This window comes from Bradyrhizobium sp. 61, assembly GCF_023073075.1.
Lineage (GTDB): Bacteria > Pseudomonadota > Alphaproteobacteria > Rhizobiales > Xanthobacteraceae > Bradyrhizobium > Bradyrhizobium barranii.
This window is the reverse complement of record NZ_JADPIU010000052.1, coordinates 446,385-469,194: the sequence shown is the minus strand read 5'-3', so window position 1 is coordinate 469,194 and position 22,810 is coordinate 446,385. Positions and strand designations below refer to the sequence as shown.

The window sequence follows — 22,810 nt, the reverse complement described above, 5'->3', positions numbered from 1 at the left end:
CGGACTACCGGCGCGCCTCGTTCAGACGTTCGCTCCACGCCGCAATCTGCGTCTCGATCACGGTCTGGTCGGCGACAACGCGGACCTCGAAAGTCTCGGCGGCTTCGTATTCAATCCCGGTTCGCCGGGCCGTCTGGAGCTGCGAGCGCACCAGATCGAGCAATTCGCCCGGGCCGGTGATCTTGAACACCGGCACCGGCGAATTGCCGGTCAGCGCTGCGATCTGCTCGACCAGCGATCCGATCGCCTTGTCACGGACGGCATCGGCGAGGAAAGGCAGCAATATCCGCGCAACCGAGCTTGCGATGTTGGTTTCGATCTCGCGGCAGGCCGTCTCGAAGCCGCCCACGATCGTGGCCGCCTGCTGGTCGGACCATTTGGCCCGCTCCTCGCCGAGCCGGATCGCGCTGCGAACGCGCTCCTCGGCGACCCTGGCATCGCCTTCCGCAACACCGGCGGCGTGACCGCGACGATAGGCATCTTCGAGAAGATTGACCGACGGAGCTTCCGCCTCGGGCGCCGGAAGCGGCGATTGAAGCTGCGGCTGCGATTGGACCTGACGCGGCGGCTGAGGCTGAGGCTCGCGCCGCACCTCCATCGGCCTTGTCAGCACATCCTGGATCTTGGGGGGCGGAGGCGGCGGCGGAGACTTGGCCCGCCCATTCGCGTCGAACTGCGTCAGGAGTTTTCCGATAGCCGCGTTCATGCTGCCTCCTCGCGTCGCATCCAGTCTTTAAGGATTGCTGCCGCCTGCATCTGATCGAGCCGGACGATCTGCTCCAGCCGCTTCTGCGGCGTCCGCTGCATCTTGCCTTCGAGATCCTCGACGAGGTTGAGCTCGGGGTCCTGACTGTCGGCCAGTGCAAGGGCCGTTGCAGCTTCAAGCTCGGCGGCCTCGGCCGCCTCGGTCTGCTCCTGCGCTGCGCGATGCGTCAGAATGCCGTTGACCGCGGGGCGAAGGCCGAACCAGACCAGCATCGAGGCAACGGCCAGGATGGTGACCGCATTGATGACGCTGCCAAGCTGCTTGTTGATCATCTCGACGAAGCTGATCGGCGGCACCGGCGCCAGTTCGCGCGAGCCTTCGATGAAGTCGACGGCCGTGACCTGGATCTGGTCCCCGCGCTGCTTGTCCAGTCCGCCTGCCGTCGCCGCGAGCTGGCTGATCTCGGCGAGCTTGCTGTCGACGATCGCCTGGTTGCTCTTGTCGCCGAGATCGGCGACGAGCCGCGCGCGGTTGACCAGCACGGCGATGAAGAGTTTCTTGACCAGGTAACCGTCGCTCACCGTCGTCGTTGTCTTGGACGACACCTCGAAATTGGTGACGTCCTCGCGGCGGGTCTTGTCCTCGCTGGAATTCTTCGTGCCGCCGCTATTCACCTGCTGGTCCGGCAGGTTCTGCTGCACCGTGGTCGGCGTCGAACGGTCCGCATTCTGCGACGATTCCTTCTCGCGCACGTTCCGGACCGAACGCTCGGCGCGGCTCTCCGGGTCGTAGACCGTCTCGTTGGTCTGCCGCTTGTCGGTGGAGAGCTGCGGCGCGACGCTCACCTCGAAATTGTCCAGGCCGAGATATGGCGTCAACGCCTTGCGGATGTTCTCCTGCACCATCCCGCCGACCGTCTTCTGGAGGCTCGCCATCTTGGTCGGGGCCGCGCTGGCTTCGTCCTCTTCGGCGAGCAGCATCGAACCATCGGCATCCAGCACCGTCACCTTGTCGCGGCTCATGCCGGGGATGGCCGCCGCGACGAGGTGGCGGATCGACTGCGCCGTACGCGCCTCGATCGCGCCGTCGGTGCGCAGCACGACCGACGCCGAAGGCGGCTGCTGCGTCGCCCGGAACGAGCCGCGCACCGGCATCACGATATGCACCCGCGCCGCCTTGACGCCCTTCATCAATTGCACGGTGCGCGCGATCTCGCCTTCCAGCGCCCGCAGCTTGGTGACTTCCTGCATGAACGAGGTCAGGCCGAGCGAGCCGATCTTGTCGAACAGCTCGTAGCCGGAATTGGCGCTGGTCGGCAGCCCCTTCTCGGCAAGCAGCATCCGCGCCTGCATGGTCTGGCTCGGGCGCACCGAGATGGCGTCGCCGGCCGTATTGACGTCGAATGTGATATTCTGCTCGCGCAGCGCGGCGCCGATGCGCGTCACGTCTTCGCGATTCAGGCCTGTATAGAGCGTTTCGAACTCAGGCCGGCTCAGATAATAGGCCCCGCCGACGACGGTGACGAGAACGGCAAAGCCGATCAGTCCCAAGGCCATCAGGCGCCGCGGCCCAAGCTCCAGCAGATTGTTGAGCAGTTGCTGTACCTGCGCACGACTGAGCAGCATGTGACCTCGTACCAATGCGAACGTATGGGACACTCCGCTGCCAACCTTGTCTGAAGGTTGCGCGAGGAGGCGAATGTGTCGGTTCGCGGGCGAGGCGTTGCAATTTTACAAGAATCCTGGACGACGCGATCAACTCAGCAGCAACAAGCAGGCGCACGAGCGCATGGCAGCGCAATCGGCTGCGGCGTGTTGCATGACGTCTGGCGTCGGAAGAACTTCCATTACGGGCACATCTTGTGCCGCCACACCCGCCGGTCATGGCAGGGACCGTGCTCCCGGGGGAGCACGGTTGTTTCCAAAGCCGAAGCTTACTTGAACAGCGACAGGATGCTCTGGCTGTTCTGGTTGGCGATCGAGAGCGCCTGAACGCCGAGCTGCTGCTGGGTCTGAAGGGCCTGCAGGCGGGTCGATTCCGCATTCATGTCGGCGTCGACGAGCTGACCGACACCGCGATCCACCGAGTCCATCAGGGTCTTGACGAACTCCGTGTTGGTCGAGATGCGGTTCTTGACGGCGCCGAGGTCGGCGGCGGCCGAGGACACCGAGTTGATCGCAGTGGTGAGCTGCGTGATGTACCCATCGAGCGTGGTCTGGTCAGCCGTCGAGTCGGTCAGCGCGGAGATGTTGATCGTGTTGACCGACGCCGGGCCGCTCACCTTGTCCAGGATACCGGTCTGGGTCGCGGTATAGAGCGAGTAGTTGGCAATCGTCAGGGTGATGGACCCGATCGTCGGCGTGCCGCCGACGCGCGAGAACGACGACACCAGGTTGAAGGTCGCCGGGGTGGCGGCGGTCGTGCTCAGCCAGTTCACGCCGTTGAAGGTTGCCGCATCGGCGGTACCCTTCATCTGCTGCTGGATCTGGGTGATGTCGGCCTGGATCTTGGTGCGGTCGATACCAGCGGTCTTGGCTTCGACCAGCAGCGCCTGCAGCTTGGTCAGGCCACCGGTCTTGTCGCCGACAACCGCGGTCAGAGCGGTGTATTCGGTGTCGACGGTCGCAGCCGACAGACCGAGCGAGTCGGACACGGCGGAGAGCGCGGCGTTGTCGGCGCGCATCGACGTCGCGATCGACCAGTAGGCGGCGTTGTCGGAAGCGGTGGCCACGCGCTGGCCGGTCGAGATCCGGTTCTGCGTGGTCGCGAGCTGCGAGCTGACGCTCCGGAGTGTCTGGAGCGCGGTCATTGCAGCGGAGTTGGTAAGCAGGCTCGAGGCCATTCTTGACGTCCCTTTGAAACGGATTGAATTGATTTTGGGGACATACCGGGCTTGCACCGGTACGGCGGGGCGGCATCATGCCTTTGGGCGGCCGAAGAGCGGGCCCAACCTGTCGTAGCGGCGACGATAGCGCGCGAAGTTTGTGCGAGGCTTGTGGCGACGTGGCTGGACCCCAACACGGTGAGCCAGGAGGTCACGACGCGTGACGAGCGTACGCCAAATGAAAAGGCCGCGCTTCGCGAGAAGCGCGGCCTTCCCGGATGGTTTTGAGGCTTAGCCGCGGAACAGCGACAGGATGCTCTGGCTGTTCTGGTTGGCGATCGAGAGCGCCTGAACGCCGAGCTGCTGCTGGGTCTGCAGGGCCTGAAGGCGGGTCGATTCCGCATTCATGTCGGCGTCGACGAGCTGACCAACACCGCGGTCCACCGAGTCCATCAGGGTCTTGACGAATTCCGTGTTGGTCGAGATGCGGTTCTTGACGGCGCCGAGGTCGGCGGCGGCCGAGGCCACCGAGTTGATCCCGGCCGTGACCTGCGCGATGTAGCCATCGAGCGTGGTCATGTCAGCCGTCGAGTCGGTCAGCGCCGCGATGCTGATCGTGTCGATCGATGCAGCGCCGCTCACCTTGTCCAGGATGCCGCCCTGGGTCGCGGTGTAGAGCGAGTAGTTGGCGATCGTCAGGCTGATGGATCCGATCGTCGGCGTGCCGCCGACGCGCGAGAACGACGACACCAGGTTGAAGGTCGCCGGCGTGGTCGCGGTCGTGCTCAGCCAGTTCACGCCGTTGAAGGTCGCCGCATTGGCGGTACCCTTCATCTGCTGCTGGATCTGGGTGATGTCGGCCTGGATCTTGGTGCGGTCGATACCAGCAGTCTTGGCTTCGACCAGCAGCGCCTGGAGCTTGGTCAGGCCGCCGGTCTTGTCGCCGACAACCGCGGTCAGAGCGGTGTATTCGGTGTCGACGGTCGCGGCCGACAGACCGAGCGAGTCGGAGACGGCGGAGAGCGCGGCGTTGTCGGCGCGCATCGACGTCGCGATCGACCAGTAGGCGGCGTTGTCGGAAGCAGTGGCCACGCGCTGGCCGGTCGAGATCCGGTTCTGCGTGGTCGCGAGCTGCGAGCTGACATTGCGGAGGGTCTGCAGCGCAGTCATTGCAGACGAGTTGGTGAGCAGACTTGAACCCATTTTTGATGTCCCTTTGAAGATTGAACTGTTTTTGGGGACATACCGGGCTTGCACCGGTACGACAGGGCGGCGTCATGCCTTTGGGCGGCGAAAAAGCAGGCCCAACCTGTCGTAGCGGCGACGATAGCGCGCGAAGCTTGTGCGAGGCTTGTGGCCCTGTGCCCGGACTGCAACAGGGCAGCCGAATTTGCGGCGTGCGCGCGGCAACACACCAAACGAAAGGGCCGCGCTTCGCGAGAAGCGCGGCCCTCCCCAGATGGTCTAAGGCTTAGCGGAACAGCGACAGGATGCTCTGGCTGCTGTTGTTGGCGATCGAGAGCGCCTGCACGCCGAGCTGCTGCTGGACCTGGAGGGCCGCCAGGCGGGTGGACTCCTGGTTCATGTCGGCGTCGACGAGCTGGCCGATACCGCGATCAACCGAGTCCATCAGCGACTTCACGAAGTCCGTGTTGGTCGAGATACGGGTCTTGACGGCGCCGAGGTCGGCGGCGGCCGAGGCCACCGAGTTGATCCCGGCCGTGACCTGCGCGATGTAGCCATCGAGCGTGGTCTGGTCAGCCGCGGAGTCGGTCAGCGCCGCGATGCTGAGCGTGTCGATCGACGCCGCGCCGCTCACCTTGTCCAGGAAGCCGCCCTGGGTCGCGGTGTAGAGCGAGTAGTTGGCGGTGGTCAGGGTGATCGAGCCCGTGGTCGGCGTGCTGCCGACGCGGGAGAACGACGACACCAGGTTCACGGTCGCCGGGGTAGTGGCGGTCGTGCTCAGCCAGTTCACGCCGTTGAAGGTCGCCGCATTGGCTGTCGCCTTCATCTGCTGCTGGATCTGGGTGACGTCCGCCTGGATCTTGGTGCGGTCGATACCAGCGGTCTTGGCTTCGACCAGCAGCGCCTGCAGCTTGGTCAGGCCGGAGTCCTTGTTGCCGATAACCGTGGTCAGAGCGGTATATTCGGTGTCGACCGTCGCAGCCGACAGACCGAGCGAGTCGGAGACGGCGGAGAGCGCGGCGTTGTCGGCGCGCATCGACGTTGCGATCGACCAGTAGGCGGCGTTGTCGGAAGCGGTGGCCACGCGCTGGCCGGTCGAGATCCGGTTCTGCGTGGTGGAGAGTTGCGAGCTGACAGACCGCAGGGTCTGGAGCGCGGTCATGGCGGTCGAGTTCGTAAGCAGGCTTGACATTGCGAATGTCCCTTTGATGTACGCGTTACATTTTCACGAGGGGACATACCGGGCTTTCACCGGTACGGAGGGGCGGCATCATGCCTTTGGACTGATGTGGGTGGGGTCCAACCCGCCGTGCCGCATTGCTAGCACGTCGAATCTTGCGCCGAGATTAAGATCGGCTTGAATTTCGCTGTAATATCATATAGTTAACATTACCCTCTGCTAACCATAGACCGGCACTTTTCGCTAACCATAACCGGCCGGCGATCGCGTTCGCTACGAGAACGACCGCACCAGTCCGGAGGCCAGCAGGTTCCAGCCGTCGATCAACACGAAGAACAGCATCTTGAACGGCAGCGCGATGATCGTCGGCGGCATCATCATCATGCCCATCGACATGGTCAGCGTCGCCACGATCATGTCGATGACGAGGAACGGCAGGATGATGAGGAATCCGATCTCGAACGAGCGCCTGAGCTCGGAAATCATGAAGGCCGGAATGATGACGCGCATGTCGATGCGCTTGTCGTCGAACTTCTTGCGAAAGCTCTCCGCGGCGAGTGCCTCGAAGGTCTGGAGATCCTTGTCGCGGACATGGGCCAGCATGAACTCGCGGAACGGATCGGTGATCTTCAGATAGGCTTCTTCCTCCGAGATCTCGTTCTTCATCAGCGGCTGGACGCCGGTTTCCCAGGCGCGGTCGAAGGTCGGCGCCATCACGTAGAAGGTCATGAACAGCGCGAGGCTGATCAGCACCAGATTGGCCGGCGTGGTCTGGAGGCCGAGACCGGAGCGCAGGAACGACAGCGCCACCGCAAATCGCGTGAAGCTCGTCACCATGATCAGCAGCCCCGGCGCCACCGACATCACCGTGATCACCGCCATCAACTGGATGATGCGGCCGCTGGTGGAGCCGTTGCCCGGCGGCAGCAGCGAGTTGAGGTCCGGAATCTGGGCTAGTGCCACCTCGGGCAGCACGACCAGAACCAACGCGAGCAGCAGGACTCTCACTCTCACTGAATCACCAAGGTCTCAATGATCAATTCGCGGATCTTGCCCGACGAGCGGATATTGGCCCGCTCCGTCAGGTCGTCGCGCAGATGCTGAAGACCCCGCGATCCCTCGAACTGGCCAACCGATGCCGACCGCAGATAGGTCACGATGTCCTCGCTGATATGGGCGGCCAGGATGCCGGCATCCTCGTCGCTCATGCTCTCGGTCACCATGGAGGCTTCGACACGGGCCCAGTTGTTGGCCGGCGCGGCGAGATTGGTCACGATCGGGGACAGCTTTCTCAGCCGTGCACTGCCGGCGTAGCTCGTGGCAAGGGGCGGCGGCGTGGCGCTCTTCTTCGCGTCGGCGGCGCGCTCCGCGGCCGCGAACAGCTGCAGGCCGGCAACCGCGCCCGCACCGATCGCGATCAGGGTCAGCACCACAATGGCCGCAATCAGGCGCATCACGTCCCCTGCCCTCGCGGCGCGGCGCGGTCGGCGCGATTCTCAGAATGGTGCCACGGCGTCATAGATCCGATGTCCCCATCCAGGCTGCTGCACGTCAGACAGATTTCCGCGACCGCCATAAGCCACGCGTGCCTCGGCGATCTTCTCGTAGGAGATCGTGTTGGTGCGCGAGATATCGCGCGGACGCACGATGCCGCCGACGTTGAGCACGCGCATCTCGGTATTGACCTTGAACTCCTGCGAGCCGCTGATCATCATATTGCCGTTGGGCAACACGTCGGTGACGATGGCGGCAATCGACAGCTTGATGTCTTCGGTACGATCGATCTGACCGTTCCCCTTGATCTGGGTGTTGGTGTTCAGATTGGCGCTGGTCGAGCCCTTGTCCTGCCATCCGGCGACGTCCATCAGCCAATCCAGCCCGAACTTGATTTGCGAATCGCGCGAACGATCGGTCTTGTTGTCGAGCTTGGCCTTGTCCTGCATCGAGATGATGACGGTCACGACGTCGCCGGTGCGCCGGGCACGGGGATCGCGATAGAGATCCGTGCCGTCGTCCCAGGTCGAGCGATAGCTGACGGGCGTACGCATGCGGGGCGTCACCGGAATCGGATCGGCCTGTGTCCTCAGGCCGGTGCCGACCGGCGACAGTCGCGGACCGGTCAGCACTTCCGCGGGATCGCCGATGCACCCGGTCAGCATCAGGAGCGGCAGGATGAGGATCAGATTCTTCATCTATTTGGTCTTTCCGTCATCCACGCGACGCATTCCGCCGAGCAGATCGGCAAGGTGTGCCGCGCGTGCCGTCTCCATCTCGTTGAAGATCGCGCTCGAGCTCCTCGGACTGAGTTTTGCAAGCACGGCGGCGGCGGTCTCGTCCGCCATCCCGGCGATCTGGGTCGCCGCGGCATCCGGCTTCATGCGCGAATAGATCTCGACGACGCTGGCTTCGGCCTTCTTCAGGAAGTCGTCACGCAGCGCCATCCACTTCTCGTATTCGGCGCGCTTGGCCTCGACCTCGGCGATCCGCTCCCGGAGCTGGGTCTCGGCCTTCTCCAGTTCCCTGAGCTGCCAGGCCAGCCGCGCATCGACGGCGGGGTCGGCGACATTGCTGCAGAACAGGGCGACCTCATTGTCCGCAGGTACCGCAGCCTGTGCCGGTGCGGGCTTCGGCGGCGCCGTGACGCTGCCCGGCTTGGCCGGGCGCACGGGCGCGACTGCGGGCGCCGGCGCAGGCTTCTCGGGAGCCGGCACGGCCCCCGTGATTGCGGGTCCGGAATCTTCGGCGGCCCACGCCGTCGCCCGGAACGACGCATTGTCGCCCGGTATCGACGAGGCCGCCGGATACGGCTTCTGCGGACCAGGCGCGCGGGCACGCGCGAAGGACAGCAGGTTGAGCGGCTTCGACGGCTTGGCCTCATCCAGCGCCAGAACGGGCGAAGCGCATCCGAACGCGCAGGCCGCGACCAGGAGGAGGAGTTTGGCTTTGTGATCCAGCTTCAGCATCGGGCCGCGTGCGATTCTCGGTCGAGACCTGAGCATTGAGCGACCAAGCTTGCACGACGCTTGTGCATCATTGCACGATGACGTCGGCCTGGAGTGCGCCGGCCGTTTTGATCGCCTGCAGGATCGCGATGATGCCCGACGGCTTCAGGCCGATCTGGTTCAGCCCGCGCACCAGGCGCTGGAGGTCGACGCCGCTCAGGATCGCCACCTGCGATCCGGCCTCGTTGGCCTCGACCACCGTCTGGGGAACGACCACGGTCTGCCCTCGCGAGAACGGCGCCGGCTGCGACACCACGGGAAGCTCGGTGACACGAACCGTCAGGTTGCCATGCGTCACGGCGACGGTCGATATGCGCACGTCGCGCCCGATCACCACCGTACCGGTCCGCTCGTTGATCACCACTCGCGCCGGCGTGTCCGGCTCGACCGTCAGCTCGCCGATTTCGGCGAGGAAGCGGACGGGGCCGATATGGCGCGGCTTCGACAGCACGATGGTGCGGTAGTCGCGCTCGAAGGCGATCTGCGCGCGGTAGCGGCCACCGGCGTAACCGTTGATGGCGTCGAGAATGCGTGTCGCGGTGACGAAATCAGGGTTCTTGAGCTCCAGCACCAGGAACTCCATCTCGTGGAGGCTTCCCTGCACCTCGCGCTCGACCAGCGCACCGTTCGGGATGCGGCCCGCCGTCGGCGTGCCCTGGCTGACGTTCTGCGCCTGCCCTCCCACACTGTAACCGGCGACCGTGACCGCGCCTTGCGCCACCGCATAGACCGCGCCGTCCGCCGCCCGCAGCGACGTCATCACCAGCGTGCCGCCGAGCAGCGAGGTCGCATCGCCGAGCGACGATACGGTCACGTCCATGCGCTCGCCCGCTCCGATCGAGGGCGCCAAATCCGCGGTCACCATGACGGCTGCGACGTTGCGTGTGCGCAGCGTCGTCGGACGCGGGGGATTGTTGGTGCTCGTGGTCTCGTTCCTGACGTTGATGCCCATGTTCTCAAGCATCGATTGCAGGGACTGCTCCGTGAACGGAGCGTTGCGGAGCGTGTCGCCGGTGCCGTTCAGGCCGATGACGAGGCCGTAACCGACGATCTGGTTTTCGCGCAATCCCTTGATGTCCGCGATGTCCTTGATGCGGACGGCCGCCTGGGCGCTGGCGGCGGAAACGAGCAGGACGAGCGCAAGCAGGAATCTGGTCATGATCCATCCACGACCTTGACGGTGCCGTCCGGCTGGACGACGCCTCTGATGATCACGCCGGTGTCGGTGTTTCGCACCGGGATGAGCGCGCCGGTCGCGCCCGACTGCATCGCCGCGCCGTAGGTGACGATCGACAGGCCGCTGTCTTCCACCACGACCTTGACCATGGCGCCGCGGGCAATCGTCCAGGGATCTTCCACCGAATTGGTCGGAATCGGCTGGCCCGGCAGCAGCGCGCGCCGTGCCATGCGTCCGACCAGGATCTGGCGTCCTTCGATGAACATGGCAACGCCGAGCACGTTCGGCGCGAAGGCGCGTTCCGTGATCATGTCGTCCCGGATCAGTTCGCCGGCGCGGATCGACACGGCCGGCACGGGAAGCCGCTTCTCCTCGGCCGCAGCGAGGCGCGCCGAGACGAGAACCAGCAGCACGGCGGCCAACCCGCGCACCATCAAGCCCACCCTGTTCGACATCGAGAACACCGGAACTAGCGCATGCCCTTCGAGACCGTCTGGGCCATTTCATCCGAGGCCTGGATGACCTTGGCGTTCATTTCGTAGGCGCGCTGCGCCGAGATCAACTCGGTGATTTCCTTGACCGGGTCGACGTTCGAGGCTTCGAGATATTGCTGGTTGAGCTTGCCGTATCCGGAATCGCCCGGCAGTCCGACGACCGGCGTGCCGGACGCCGTGGTCTCGCGATAGAGGTTGCTGCCGAGCGGCTCGAGGCCCGCTTCGTTGGCGAAATTGGCGAGGTTGAGCTGGCCGATCTGCCGCGGGTTCACTTCCGTATCCAGCTTGGCAAACACCTGTCCGGTCTGGTTGACGACGACCTGAACCGTTCCCTGCGGTATCGTGATTGCGGGATCCAGCAGATAGCCGTCGGTGGTGACGAGCTGGCCGTTGGCGTTGGGGCTGAACGAGCCGGCGCGCGTGTATTGCACCTCGTTGTTCGGGCCGAGCACCTGAAACCAGCCGCGACCGTTGATCGCGAGGTCGTAGGGGTTGCCGGTCTGCGTGAGCGCGCCCTGGATGTGCAGCTTGCGGATGGCCGTCGACTTGACGCCGAGACCGAGATTGGAGCCTTCCGGGATCGGCGAGGAGCCATTGACGTTCGCGACGCCCTGCATGCGGTCCATCTGGTAGAACAGATCGGTGAATTCCGCGCGCGCACGCTTGTACGACGTCGAATTGATGTTGGCGATGTTGTTCGCGATGACTTCGATGTTGGTCTGCTGGGCGTTCATGCCCGTGGCCGCAATGGCGAGCGATTTCACAGCTTCATTCCCTCAGATCAAATCGACATCCGGACGACTTCTTGGTAGGCCTGCACGACCTTGTCGCGAACCGCGACCGCGGTCTGCAAGGCCTGCTCGGCCGACATCAGCGCCTCCACGACCTTCCGGGTCGATTCCTTGCCCTGCATCGCCGAGATCGACGCCGCTTCGCCCGCCTTCAGCGTCCCGATCGCGTCCGTCGTCACCTGCTTCATCACCGATTCGAATCCGACATCGTCGGTGGACTGAATGGCGGTCGGTGCCGCCGGCGCGATGGCCTGCGTCTCGGTCGCGCGGCTCGCCGCTTGCCCTGCGGAAATCGCGGTGGATGAAATCGCCTCAAGCATTGTCAGCTCCTCAGCAGGTCGATGGTCATGCCCAGCATCGACCGCACCTGTTTCACGACCTGGAGATTGGCTTCATAGGACCGGTTGACTTCCCGCATGTCGGCCATCTCGATCATCATGTTGACGTTCGGCAGCTTGACGTAACCGGCCTTGTCGGCGGCGGGATGTCCCGGCTCGTACTCCACGCGGTACGGCGTGGTGTCGACCCCGATCTCCTTGACCTTCGCGAGCTGCGCGCCCGAGGCGCGGTCCATGGCGGCATCGAAGGTGATGGTCTTGCGCTGATACGGATCGGCGCCGGCCGTGCGCCCCGTCGAGGTCGCATTGGCAAGGTTTTCCGAAACGATGCGCATGCGCGTCGACTGCGCCTCGAGCCCGGAGCTCGCGACCGTCAATGACGCTTGCAGTGAGTCCAGCATGTCAATTCACCTCAGCTCTTCGCGCTCGACAGCAGCATGCGGTGGAACGACCGCACGACCGCCGAGTTCATCGAGTAGTCGCGACTGACGTCGCTGCCCTTGATCATTTCCTGCTCGAGGCTGACGGAGTTGCCGGAGTGAACCACTTCCCAGCTGTCCTTCTTCGCGGTCTTCCGCGTATCGGTCTCGGCCGCGGACAATTGCATGTGCGAGGGCGACGTCGTCGCGAGCCTGACCGGCGTGGCGTCGAGCACCTTGTTGAAGGGCTCGACGTCGCGCGCCTTGAAGCCCGGCGTATTGGCGTTGGCGACGTTGGTCGCGATGGTCGACTGGCGGAGCTCGAGGTACCGCGCCTGCGACGATGCGAGTTCGAAGAGATAAAGCGGTCCCACGACGGCCCCATGCTGATTTCTTAAGATTAAGTTTAGGGCCGCAAGCTTTCGTCAGGCTGATGCAGCCGACGCTATGCTCGGAAATCTACTGAACCTTCTCGGTCCGCGGCGCCTGCTTGGACTGCAGGAAGTAGATGATCTCGGCGACTGGCCGGAAGAATTCCGCCGGAATCACCTGGTCGACCTGAACCGCCTCATAGAGCGCGCGCGCCAGCGCCTTGTTCTCGATCACCGGGATCCGGTTCTGCTCCGCGACTTCACGGATCTTCAGCGCGATCACGTCCATGCCCTTGGCGACGACCATGGGCGCGGCGTTTTCCTCGCGCTTGTAACGCAGGGCGATCGCGAAGTGCGTCGGGTTGGCGATCACCAGCGTCGCACGCGAGGCGGACGCGATCATGCGTTGGCGCGAGCGGTCGCGCGCCAGCGAGCGCAGGCGCGCCTTGATCAGGGGATCGCCTTCCGCCTGCTTGTGCTCGTCCTTGATCTCCTGCTTGGTCATGCGCAGCTCGCGCCGCCAGTGGAAGCGCGCCCAGGCGAGATCGATCGCGACCAGGACGATGGTCGCGATGCAGATCGCCGAGACGATCCGCATCGCGATGTTGAGAATCATCTCCGGCAGCGCGACCGGATCCGTGTACATCGCCTCGAACGCCCTGGCTTCGGACGAGCGTAGCACGAACACGACGACGACCGTCACCGAGACGAGCTTGAACAGCGACTTGGCGAATTCGACGAGGCCCTGCGTTCCGAACAGCCGGCTCCAGCCGCTGATCGGGGAGATTCGCGACAACTGCGGCTTGATGCGCTCCAGCACCAGGCGCGGCGCATTCTGCAGCAACGATGCGGCGAGGCCGAACACCGCCAGGGTGACGACCAGCGGCACCAGGAATCGCAGCGCCTCGAGCCCCACCACCGTGAGCAGGTTGCGCGCGTCCGCACCGTTGCTGAGAGGGAAGCCTTCGGGATCGTCGAGCAGGCTCTTCAGCGTCGGCGTCAATTGCTGTACGCCCTGGCCGATCAGGAACGCCTGGATCACCATCAGCGCAGCCATCGAGGCAAAGATAGAAGCCTCCCGAGAGACCGGGATTTTGCCCTGTTCGAGCGAATCGCGGACTTTCTTCTCGGTCGGCTCTTCTGTCTTGCTCTCCTGATCGGATGTTTCTGCCATGCCCGTTCAGCGGTCAGCGGAAGACCAGCTCATCCTCCTGCTCGGGGTTGAGCTCGATTTCGCCCTTTTCCGCCAGGTCGAGTGCAAGGTCGGTGATGACGCGGCGCGCCTCCAGCACGTCGCGCTGGTTCGACGGCTCGCCGATGGCGAGCTCGTGCTCGACGACGCGGCGGACGCGCGAGGCAACCGAGGACAGGATAAGTTCGCGGAAATGCTTGTCCGTGCCCTTCAGCGCGATAACGATGCGATCGGTCGGCACCTGGTCGAAGATCATGGTGCGCGCCTTCGGGGTCAAATTGACCACGTCGTCGAAGGTGAACAGCAGTTCCTTCAGAACTTCGGCCGACTTCGGACGCTTCTCCGACAAGCTCTTCAGCATGTCCTCGATATGGCCGCGCTCCATCTTGTTGATGATGTCCGCGACGCGCGCGTAGGTGTCGGCGCCGAGGTTGCGGGCGAAATTGAGCGTCAGGTCCTCGTGCAAGGTCTTCTCGAGGACTTTCATGGCGTCGTCGACGATCGGCTTGAGGCTGAGGACGCGCCGCATCAGCTCATTGCGCAGGCTTGACGGCAGCTGGCTCATCACCTTGGCGGCGCAGGACGGTTTGACCTTGGATAGGATCAGCGCCGCGGTTTGCGGATGCTCCTTGGAGAGATACGTCGCCAGCGAGTTTTCCGACACCGACGAGACGCGGTCCCACACCGACCGGCTCGAATTGCCGAGCAGGTCCGACATGATTGCCGAGACCTGGTCGGCCGGCAGCACGTCGCCGAGCACGGCTTCAAGACCGCCGATGGTGCCGAGAATGTTGGCGCCCATCGAGAATTGCTGGGCGAACTCCTCGACGATCGACTCGAGCTCCTGCGCGGTGATCGGCCGCAGCTCGGCCGCGGCCTTGGTGACGATGCGGATATCCTGCGGCTCGAACTGCGAGAGCACGCTCGCGGCCGCCTGCCGGCCCATGGCCAGCAGGAGTGCCGCGACCTTTTCCGTTCCGCCCAGCGTGGCAACGCCTCGCTGCTTGATAGGAGCGACGCCGACCTGTGCCGCCATGATCAGGTATCACCCTGCCCCAGCGGTCCGACGATCTCTGTGAGCGAGACGCCGAAGCGGGAATTGTCCTCTTCGACGACGACCACTTCGCCGCGGGCAACGACGCGGCCATTGACCACGACGTCGACGGGCTCGCCGACGCGGTGATCGAGTGGAACCACCGCGCCGCGGCCGAGCTTCATCAGGTTCGCGACCGGAATGGTCGCCGAACCGAGCACGACCTGCATCGTGACGGGAATGCGCAGGATGGCATCGACATTGGCGAATTTGCCGGTTTCCTCCGCCGTGCGCGCGGCGATCTCCGCCAGCCGCTCCAGCGGAGACGCATCGGTCTCTCCCGATGCCGATGCAGACTCATAGTCGAAAGATTGCGCCATTTGGTATCGCCTCTTGGTATTTCCGCTCCCGGAGCGCCGCGACGGTCCGATCGTACGTGTTCTGCAAGTCCCGAATTCAATGCTTGTTCGCCTCGGCGCCGCTCACGGTTGAGGCCGGTTGGAGCCCGCTCCGCGCGTCGAGCGCCGCAATCGCCTCGTGGGCCTGATCTATCTTCGTGCTCAGCACGTTGGCGAGCCGGCCGAGATTTGCGGTGGAATCATGCGCGGCGGTGATGACCGTGTCGAAGGCGCCCGCCGTCTCGTGGACGATGGTCGAGAACTCGCCCTGGTAGCTGCGCAGCCGCGCCAGTTCGCGGTGCATCCGGGTCACCCTCATGCTGGTGAAGGCCAGCGCGATCAGCAGCACGGCATCAACGAGATAGGATATCATCGACGAACTCCCGCTTCTGATCGACGGGATCGGCCACCTGCATGGCGTAATAGCCATCGAGCTGGCCGATCTGACACCAGAACAGCACCTGGTTGTTGCTCTCGAGCCGGGCCAGCGTGCGCGGCGTGGCTTCGAGCTCCAGAACCTGCCCCACCTTGAATTGCACGACGTCCTCGAGGGAAATCATCTTCTCGTCGAGCACCGCGCTCAGCGTCACTTCGGTACGGTGAACCTCGCTCTCCATCTGCTCGCGCCAGCGCGGATCGGCCGCGCGGCCGTCGCTGACGACGACGTGGGCGAGCTTCTGCCTGAGCGGATTGAGCGCGGAGTGCGGAATGATCAGGAACATCTGGCCGCCGCGATAGAGCGCCTGCACCATCATGTTCGCGCAGATCGACATATTGCTGGCGCGCCCAATCGCGAGCGACGCCATCGCCGTCTCGACTCGCTCGACACGGAAGGTGACATTGGAGGTGCCGGCGAAGGCGCCCTGCAGCGCCTTGGCGAACCGCTCAAACAGTGCCTGGACCAGCCGGATCTCGATGTTCGAGAAGGTGCGTTCGACGTCGAGCGGCGGTTCGGCGCCGTCGGAGCCGAACATCGCCTCGACCATCGTGAACACGAAGTCGCGATCCAGCATGATGATGACGCGCGAGTCCCACTGCTCGGCATAGAGCACGGCGGCAACCGCGTTGCCCTCGTAATCCTTGATGATGTCGCCGAGCGGGTCGTTGGTGATGCCGTTGACGGAGAAGTAGCACGGCGTTCCCGCCATCGGCTGCAGGCTGTCGGTGCACGATGCCGCCATGCGATCGAAGATCACATTGAGCATCGGCATGCGCTCGATCGATATGCCGGCGGCGTCCAGCAGGTAGTTCGGCAGCTGCTTCCGCTGATCGACGTCGAGGTCTTCCGTCATCATGCGCGGGCAGCCTTCGGTTCAGCCTCGGTCGCGACGGCCTTGGGACCCGCGATCGTCTCGTTCTCGACCACGTCGATCGACGGCCGTTCGCCGCTCGCGATCATCTTGCGACCGTGCTCGACGGCGATCTGCGGCATGGCGCCGTTCATGAACGCCAGCAGCGTCTGCTTGACGATGATGTAGGGCCGGCAGCGCTTCTCTCGCGTCATCTTGATCTTGATCGCGAAGGGCGAGAGGACGCCGTAGGACAGGAAGATGCCGGCGAAGGTGCCGACGAGCGCCGCGCCGATGAAGCCGCCAAGGAGCTTCGGCGACTGGTCGAGCGCGCCCATGGCCTTGATGACGCCGAGCACGGCGGCGACGATGCCGAGCGCCGGCAGCGCCTCGGACACGACCACCATCGAATTGTAGGGCGCCAGCTTGGCCTTCACGATGGTGTGGATCTCTTCGTCCATCAGCGCTTCGATCTCGTGCGTGCGCGCATTGCCCATGATGATGAGGCGGACATAGTCGCAGATGAACTGCAGCAACGGCGGGTCCCCGAGGACGCTCGGGAACGCCTTGAAGATCTCGGAGGACGCGGGATCGTCGATATGCGCCTCGACCTCGTTGCGGCCTTTGCCCCGCAGCTCCCGCATCAGGGCATGGAGCGCTCCGAGCAGATCGAGGTAATAGCGCTCACTCGGCACCGCGCCGGTGATGGCTTGCATGCAGGCCACGCCGGTATCAACGACCGTTTTCCACGGATTGGCGACGATGAAGGTGCCGATCGCGGTGCCCAGGATGATCACGAATTCCCACGGCTGCATGAGCACGGCCAGATGCCCGCCCATGGCGGCAAATCCGCCGAGCAGTGCCGCTACCGTGATGAAAATCCCCACGAAACTGAGCAACGCGCCACTCCATCGCCGATCCCATCGGGAATATCTAGTCGGCGACGCTTGCGCGAGGCTGGCTTCGTGGTCGCCAGCCCCGCGCAAGCAATTCGCGGCAGCTTGAGACGATGTCGCAACGGCGGCCAGAGGGGCGCGTGCCATGCTATCCACGATCGCGGACTACACCAGACTGACCAAGGACATGGGCAAATCGCTGACGCAGGTCGCGGCCCAGCCGGACGTCAGCCGCGACACCGATTATTTTCTCAGCCATATCGGCAATGTGAAGACGATCGACGACTTCCTGAAGGACTATCGCCTCTACTCCTACGCGATGAAGGCCTTTGGTCTCAGCGACATGACCTATGCCAAGGCGTTCATGCGCAAGGTGCTGACCGAGGGTGTCTCCGACTCCAAGAGCTTCGCCAACAAGCTGACCGACACCCGCTACCGGCAGTTCGCCGCCGCCTTCAATTTCGCCGCCCTCGGCGACAAAGCGACCCAGACCGCCGCCGCCACGACCGGTACGGCGACCCAATACGTCACGCAGACGATGGAGGAGAAGGCCGGCGACCAGAACGAGGGTCTGCGGCTGGCGCTCTATTTCACCCGCAAGGCCTCCACCATCAGCACCTCCTACCAGATCCTCGCCGACAAGGCGATGACGCAGGTGGTCCAGACCGCGCTCGGGCTGCCGTCGACCATCAGCGCGGCAGACATCGACGCCCAGGCCAAGTTGATCACGAGCAAGATCGACCTCACCGATTTCCAGGACCCGGTCAAGGTCACCAAGTTCGTGCAGCGCTTCGCCGCGATGTGGGATGCGACCCAGGCCCAGAACGACATCAACAATGGCAACTCGACCAACTCCGCGCTGGTCCTGATCGGCGGCGCGTCGTCGATGGCCGGCCTGGATACCGACATGCTCACGAAGCTTCAGTCCATCCGGTTCGGAAAGTAAGTCATGCAATCGGCCCTCTATGTGGGATTGTCGGCGCAGGTCGCCCTCGAAAAGCGCCTCCAGACGATCGCCAACAACGTCGCCAACGTCAACACGGCGGCATTCCGCACCGACGTCGTGAAGTTCGAGACCGTGCTGTCGAAGGCCGGCGCGAACCCGGTCGCCTTCTCCTCGCCCGGCGACAACATCATCTCGCGCGAGATGGGCAGCATCACCGAGAGCGGCAACCCGCTCGACGTCGCCGTGGTCGGACAGGGCTGGATCGCCTTCGCCGGCCCGAACGGCACGGTCTATACGCGCGACGGCCGCCTCCAGATCGCCCCCAACGGCGACCTTCAGACCGTGTCCGGCTTCCCCGTGATCGATGCCGGCGGCGCGCAGATCACGCTCGACCCGAACGGCGGACCGATCGCGATCGCCCGCAGCGGCGCGATCACCCAGGACAACAACGAGATCGGCTCCATCGGCCTGTTCAACATTCCCGCCGATGCCAGTCTCGAGCGCTACGGCAATTCCGGCGTCACGCCGGACCGGCCCGCGACCGCCATCGCCGATTTCTCCCGCGACGGCTTCAAGCAGGGCTATGTCGAGGGCTCCAGCGCCAATCCGATGATGGAATTGACCAAGCTGATCGCGGCTTCGCGCGCCTTCGACGGCACCAATTCGATGATCGAGGGCACCGAGAGCTCGCTCCAGAACGCAATCCGGACGCTGGGCGAGCCGGGTAAATAGACTGCGCTGCATGCGCATTGAGGGTGGACGGTTTCCTTGAACGCTCTTCGGCAACTCGAGTGGGCGCTGCTGGAGCTTCAGCAGAGCACTCCCCTGGCCAGCGTCAGCGGCGCGATCTCCGAGATCGCTCCGACGCATTTCCGCGTCTCCGGCCTGTCGCGCTTCGTCAGGCTTGGTGAATTGATCGGCGTCAACTCCGGCGGCAAGCCCCAGATCGGCGAGGTGGTGCGGATCGACAGCGAGGGCATCATCGCCAAGCCGTTCGACCGGCAGTTCGCCGGCGGCCTCGGCTCGGTCGCCTACCGGATGCCGCCACTGTCCTTCGCACCCGATCCGAGCTGGAAGGGCCGCGTCATCAACGCGCTCGGCGCGCCGCTCGACGGACAAGGTCCCCTCACCCCGGGATCGCGCACCGTCTCGGCGGAAGCCGAGGCGCCGGCGGCCATGAAGCGGGCGCGCGTCCACAAGCCGCTGCACACCGGCGTGCGCGTCATCGACCTGTTCGCCCCGATCTGCGCCGGCCAGCGCGTCGGCATCTTTGCCGGCTCCGGCGTCGGCAAGTCGACGCTGCTGGCGATGCTGGCCCGCAGCCAGGGCTTTGACACCGTCGTGCTGGCGCTCGTCGGCGAACGCGGCCGCGAGGTGCGCGAATTCATCGAGGACGTGCTCGGCGCCAACCGCAGCCGCGCCATTACCATCGTATCGACGGGAGATGAAAGCCCGATGATGCGGCGGCTGGCGCCGAAGACCGCCATGGCGGTCGCCGAATATTTCCGCGACCGGGGCGAATCGGTCCTGCTGGTGGTCGATTCGATCACCCGTTTCGCCCATGCCGCCCGCGAGGTCGCCCTCGCCGCCGGCGAGCCTGCGGTCGCACGCGGTTACGCACCGACGGTCTTCACCGACCTGCCCCGCCTGCTGGAGCGCGCCGGCCCCGGCGAGGAGGGATCCGGGACGATTACAGGCATTTTCTCCGTGCTGGTCGACGGTGACGATCACAACGAGCCGATCGCCGACACCATCCGCAGCACCCTCGACGGCCACATCGTGCTCTCCAGGCACATCGCCGACCAGGCGCGCTATCCCGCCGTCGACGTTCTGGCCTCGGTCTCCCGCCTCGCCCACAACGTCTGGGACCCCGAGGAGCGCGAATTGGTGAGCAAGCTGCGCACCATGATCGCCAAATACGAGGACACGCGCGATCTTCGCCTGATGGGCGGATATCAGACGGGGCGTGATTCGGGTCTCGACCAGGCCGTCGACATGGTTCCGAAGATCTACAGCGCCATGCGGCAGGACGCCTCGGCAGGGCCGAGCGCCGATCCATTCCGCGAGCTGCGAGACATGCTCAAGGGCGACTAGCCGGGCGCGGCCGGCGCGCCCGTCGTCGTCGACCTGCTCATTATCGCGACAGTCGATCACGCATACCGCTGCGCCTCCGGCGCATGCGCACCCGTCGCCGACTGCCGCTTTCCGTCGCGCGCTAGCATCGGCCGTTCGGTGGAGATCGCGCCGCCGAGGCGAAAGCGATCCGGCGAACCCGTCTCCCTGTCATTATCACAACAACCGCTGCGTGCAATCCCTACGAGTTCCATTGCCGATTCTGTGACGGATCGCACAAGTTGTGGATGACGCGCCGCTGCGCGTCACCGTCATGCACAAGCTTCCATCAATTTGCATCAACGGCGAACAGCAGCAGGCGTGCAATCAAACCGTCGCACATTTGCGTGCAAGTAGCTTGTTACACTGCGTATTGCGATCACCATGATGTGTCCTGACAAACGAGATTGTCTTGAACGTTACAATCGCTTCGAGCGACAGCCAGTCTTCGGGAGCGTCTCTACTTGATTTTGTTGAGAAGCTCATTCATCGTTTCGATGGAATACAAGAAACGTCTGCGTGTGACTTGAACTTCAGGGGCTACGGTTGAACAATACCGATCCATCGTCCGGCTGTGACGGCAACTCGGGCTTTCGTTCGACGACGCCACGATTGGCACACCATCATCGACACAGCTTCTCGCGCCGTATCTCGCAGGGTCCATCTGTCGAGTTCGGCGGCAGAACAGTCCGTGCTTTCGCGCGAGAGCCTGGCTCGGCGCATGTGTCGGATGTTGTGGTTGGTACGGCTTCTCGCGAAGGGCTGGTGCGCAACGACGGAAGGCGGCTCCGGGGCGCCGCAGACGTGATATCCGGGGCAAGGTAGGAATTTATGCCGTTGGCACGCGAGGCCGTCGAGCTGCTGGTTCAGGCGGCCAGAGCCTGGTATTTCGAAGGCAATCAGCACGGGTTGCGCGACCGGGAATGGATGGCGCTGCGCTTTCTTCACCGCGCCAACAGGTTCTCGCGCACGCCGTCCGCGCTGGCCGGCTTCATCGGCGCGACCCGCGCCACCGCATCGCAGATCGTGAAGACGCTGGAAGCCAAGTCCTTCCTGGTGCGAAAGCCGTCGCACGAGGACAAGCGGTCCGTCGTGCTGCACGTCACCGCGCAAGGCGAGAAATGCCTGAGCCAGCACGACCCGATCAATCACGTGGTGAACGCGGTCACGTCTCTCGGCACCGACGAATGCGTCAGGCTGCGCGACTCGCTGCGCGAGATCCTCAATCATCTCGACGCGGCCCATCAGCGGCTCGATGCCAGCATCTGCCGCGACTGCATGTTTCTCGCCGAACGCAGTCCCGGCACGGGCAAGGGACGCGCGAGCGCCGAATTCATGTGCCGGCTGTACCGCGCCCCGGTTTCTCTCGAGGAGACCGAGCTCCTCTGCACCAGCTTCGAGCGCACCCGCGACCGCCCCAAGATCGAGGGGCATCTCGACCGCGCGCGCATGGCGAGCCAGGGATGAGGCGGGAGTTCGCGACGTGATGGAACGCGCAAGTTTCGGGCGGATGCGATCGCCGGCGCTTGCGTAAAGTTTCTCAGCGGTATCGTTCTTTGAAACACGCTCGTTTCCTCCGGTCTCCCGGATGCGCTGACCAAGCACGGGGGCATAGTGGCGCACGCTCCCTCCACGTCGTTGCGAGCGCAGCAAAGCAATGACGAAGTATGAGACATCGCCATCGTCCTCCAAGTCCCCCTGTCATTCCCCGCGACCCGGCTACGCCAAGGCTTCGCCGGGGCTTCAGTCTAGGGACGCCGAAGCTTGAGCGTAGGCGGCAAGCGGGGAATCCAGTACGCCGCGGCCTCTCGGCTCAATCACAGCCGTCTCTGGAATACTGGATCGCCCGGTCAAGCCGGGCGACGACAGCGAGTGCCTGGTCGCAGACACGCCTTCGCATCCTCGCGGCATGTTTCGCCCGAGTTTTGCCTGGTCACTCCACCCTCGAAGCCAAGAGGGCGCAGGGAAAGCCGGGTGCTGACCTCGCACCCGCGGTCCGCTGCGCGAAAGGTAGCGCAAGGAAACCGCACAGCAGCATACAGGTGGCGCCAATCACTCGGCCTTCCCTGCGCAGTGGTTGGACGGCTTATGCCGTGCTCTCCCGGGAGCCGAGTTCCTTCTGGCCTCCCTCACGCTTGCGAAAGTCACCGACACCGCGCCGGTTGACGCGACTGCCGCATTCGCAAAGCACTTGACCGTAGCAACGACGGCCAGGACCACACGGTTTTGCCGTACGCACGGCCCGCCATTTCGCCGCAGTTTTTCCAGCCCTGTCGACGGAGCCGGAAACTTACAGACGAGACGAACCTGACAGCGCCGCTCATCCGGCACGAAGTCTTGGGCTCACGGAGAGCAATCCGCCCTGCCCTCGACCTCTCGCGCCCGACGCTGCCGCGTCCACCGCAAGCCCGGCTCGCGACAGTGACGACACAAGATCGCCCCTCTTGGTGAGCCGGG

Annotated in this window: 25 protein-coding genes; 4 read left to right on the top strand and 21 right to left on the bottom strand. The window is 64.4% G+C overall.

Annotated features, from left to right (window positions below; translation table 11 throughout):
* Positions 1 to 4: 4 nt before the first annotated feature.
* The 21 genes from IVB46_RS17205 to motA all read right to left on the bottom strand — a co-directional run bounded on the left by IVB46_RS17205 (position 5) and on the right by motA (position 17,298).
* Positions 5 to 706 (bottom strand): hypothetical protein, encoded by a 702-nt coding sequence (locus IVB46_RS17205; RefSeq protein WP_247304523.1) that lies wholly within the window; start codon positions 704 to 706, stop codon positions 5 to 7.
* A complete protein-coding gene (gene fliF / locus IVB46_RS17200) occupies positions 703 to 2,331 on the bottom strand; it encodes a flagellar basal-body MS-ring/collar protein FliF (RefSeq protein WP_063981305.1) in 1,629 nt (542 codons plus the stop codon). The genes IVB46_RS17205 and fliF overlap by 4 nt, the downstream gene beginning before the upstream one ends.
* 308 nt (positions 2,332 to 2,639) lie before the next feature.
* Positions 2,640 to 3,548: a flagellin gene (locus tag IVB46_RS17195; RefSeq protein WP_063981304.1), complete on the bottom strand. Its 909-nt coding sequence runs from the start codon at positions 3,546 to 3,548 to the stop codon at positions 2,640 to 2,642.
* 273 nt (positions 3,549 to 3,821) lie between these two features.
* On the bottom strand, positions 3,822 to 4,733 hold the full coding sequence (locus IVB46_RS17190) for a flagellin (protein WP_071909959.1): 912 nt from the start codon (positions 4,731 to 4,733) through the stop codon (positions 3,822 to 3,824).
* A 268-nt stretch (positions 4,734 to 5,001) separates the two neighbouring features.
* Complete coding sequence (locus IVB46_RS17185) at positions 5,002 to 5,907, bottom strand: flagellin (RefSeq protein WP_071909957.1); 906 nt, start codon at positions 5,905 to 5,907, stop codon at positions 5,002 to 5,004.
* A gap of 261 nt (positions 5,908 to 6,168) precedes the next feature.
* Positions 6,169 to 6,909, bottom strand: a complete 741-nt coding sequence (fliP, locus tag IVB46_RS17180; RefSeq protein ID WP_071909955.1) for a flagellar type III secretion system pore protein FliP — start codon at positions 6,907 to 6,909, stop codon at positions 6,169 to 6,171.
* Complete coding sequence (locus IVB46_RS17175) at positions 6,906 to 7,349, bottom strand: flagellar basal body-associated FliL family protein (protein ID WP_085405330.1); 444 nt, start codon at positions 7,347 to 7,349, stop codon at positions 6,906 to 6,908. The genes fliP and IVB46_RS17175 overlap by 4 nt, the downstream gene beginning before the upstream one ends.
* A gap of 42 nt (positions 7,350 to 7,391) precedes the next feature.
* The gene (gene flgH / locus IVB46_RS17170; protein WP_028153467.1) at positions 7,392 to 8,087 is read right to left on the bottom strand and encodes a flagellar basal body L-ring protein FlgH; all 696 of its coding nucleotides are present in this window, start codon (positions 8,085 to 8,087) and stop codon (positions 7,392 to 7,394) included.
* Positions 8,088 to 8,858 carry a MotE family protein gene (locus tag IVB46_RS17165; protein WP_071909953.1) on the bottom strand — a complete coding sequence of 257 codons (771 nt, stop codon included), beginning with the start codon at positions 8,856 to 8,858 and terminating at the stop codon, positions 8,088 to 8,090.
* 67 nt (positions 8,859 to 8,925) lie between these two features.
* The gene (flgI, locus tag IVB46_RS17160; protein ID WP_135216095.1) at positions 8,926 to 10,056 is read right to left on the bottom strand and encodes a flagellar basal body P-ring protein FlgI; all 1,131 of its coding nucleotides are present in this window, start codon (positions 10,054 to 10,056) and stop codon (positions 8,926 to 8,928) included.
* A complete protein-coding gene (flgA, locus tag IVB46_RS17155; protein WP_063986113.1) occupies positions 10,053 to 10,508 on the bottom strand; it encodes a flagellar basal body P-ring formation chaperone FlgA in 456 nt (151 codons plus the stop codon). Before flgA ends, flgI begins: the two co-directional genes overlap by 4 nt.
* 35 nt (positions 10,509 to 10,543) lie before the next feature.
* Positions 10,544 to 11,332 carry a flagellar basal-body rod protein FlgG gene (flgG, locus tag IVB46_RS17150; protein ID WP_085405310.1) on the bottom strand — a complete coding sequence of 263 codons (789 nt, stop codon included), beginning with the start codon at positions 11,330 to 11,332 and terminating at the stop codon, positions 10,544 to 10,546.
* A 17-nt stretch (positions 11,333 to 11,349) separates the two neighbouring features.
* Positions 11,350 to 11,679, bottom strand: coding sequence for a flagellar hook-basal body complex protein FliE (locus tag IVB46_RS17145; protein ID WP_014492660.1), 330 nt, complete (start codon positions 11,677 to 11,679; stop codon positions 11,350 to 11,352).
* A 2-nt stretch (positions 11,680 to 11,681) separates the two neighbouring features.
* Positions 11,682 to 12,098, bottom strand: coding sequence for a flagellar basal body rod protein FlgC (flgC, locus tag IVB46_RS17140; RefSeq protein ID WP_014492659.1), 417 nt, complete (start codon positions 12,096 to 12,098; stop codon positions 11,682 to 11,684).
* An 11-nt stretch (positions 12,099 to 12,109) separates the two neighbouring features.
* Positions 12,110 to 12,490, bottom strand: coding sequence for a flagellar basal body rod protein FlgB (flgB, locus tag IVB46_RS17135; protein WP_014492658.1), 381 nt, complete (start codon positions 12,488 to 12,490; stop codon positions 12,110 to 12,112).
* A gap of 85 nt (positions 12,491 to 12,575) precedes the next feature.
* Positions 12,576 to 13,661 (bottom strand): flagellar biosynthesis protein FlhB, encoded by a 1,086-nt coding sequence (gene flhB / locus IVB46_RS17130; RefSeq protein ID WP_039153365.1) that lies wholly within the window; start codon positions 13,659 to 13,661, stop codon positions 12,576 to 12,578.
* A 13-nt stretch (positions 13,662 to 13,674) separates the two neighbouring features.
* Positions 13,675 to 14,715, bottom strand: coding sequence for a flagellar motor switch protein FliG (locus IVB46_RS17125; RefSeq protein WP_014492656.1), 1,041 nt, complete (start codon positions 14,713 to 14,715; stop codon positions 13,675 to 13,677).
* 2 nt (positions 14,716 to 14,717) lie between these two features.
* Positions 14,718 to 15,092: a flagellar motor switch protein FliN gene (fliN, locus tag IVB46_RS17120; protein ID WP_063981297.1), complete on the bottom strand. Its 375-nt coding sequence runs from the start codon at positions 15,090 to 15,092 to the stop codon at positions 14,718 to 14,720.
* Positions 15,093 to 15,168: 76 nt separating this feature from the next.
* Entirely contained in the window at positions 15,169 to 15,483 is a 315-nt protein-coding gene (locus IVB46_RS17115) for a hypothetical protein (RefSeq protein WP_063981296.1), read from the bottom strand.
* A complete protein-coding gene (locus IVB46_RS17110; protein WP_028153460.1) occupies positions 15,464 to 16,405 on the bottom strand; it encodes a FliM/FliN family flagellar motor switch protein in 942 nt (313 codons plus the stop codon). The genes IVB46_RS17115 and IVB46_RS17110 overlap by 20 nt, the downstream gene beginning before the upstream one ends.
* Positions 16,402 to 17,298 (bottom strand): flagellar motor stator protein MotA, encoded by an 897-nt coding sequence (gene motA, locus IVB46_RS17105; protein WP_063981295.1) that lies wholly within the window; start codon positions 17,296 to 17,298, stop codon positions 16,402 to 16,404. Before motA ends, IVB46_RS17110 begins: the two co-directional genes overlap by 4 nt.
* A gap of 142 nt (positions 17,299 to 17,440) precedes the next feature.
* Between motA and IVB46_RS17100 the strand changes: the two genes are divergently transcribed.
* From IVB46_RS17100 to IVB46_RS17085, 4 genes are all read left to right on the top strand, one after another.
* Positions 17,441 to 18,241 (top strand): DUF1217 domain-containing protein, encoded by an 801-nt coding sequence (locus IVB46_RS17100; protein ID WP_247304527.1) that lies wholly within the window; start codon positions 17,441 to 17,443, stop codon positions 18,239 to 18,241.
* Positions 18,242 to 18,244: 3 nt separating this feature from the next.
* Complete coding sequence (gene flgF / locus IVB46_RS17095) at positions 18,245 to 18,973, top strand: flagellar basal-body rod protein FlgF (RefSeq protein ID WP_231143361.1); 729 nt, start codon at positions 18,245 to 18,247, stop codon at positions 18,971 to 18,973.
* A 36-nt stretch (positions 18,974 to 19,009) separates the two neighbouring features.
* Positions 19,010 to 20,335, top strand: a complete 1,326-nt coding sequence (gene fliI / locus IVB46_RS17090) for a flagellar protein export ATPase FliI (protein ID WP_063981292.1) — start codon at positions 19,010 to 19,012, stop codon at positions 20,333 to 20,335.
* A gap of 849 nt (positions 20,336 to 21,184) precedes the next feature.
* A complete protein-coding gene (locus IVB46_RS17085; protein WP_028153455.1) occupies positions 21,185 to 21,820 on the top strand; it encodes a MarR family transcriptional regulator in 636 nt (211 codons plus the stop codon).
* Positions 21,821 to 22,810 lie beyond the last annotated feature (990 nt).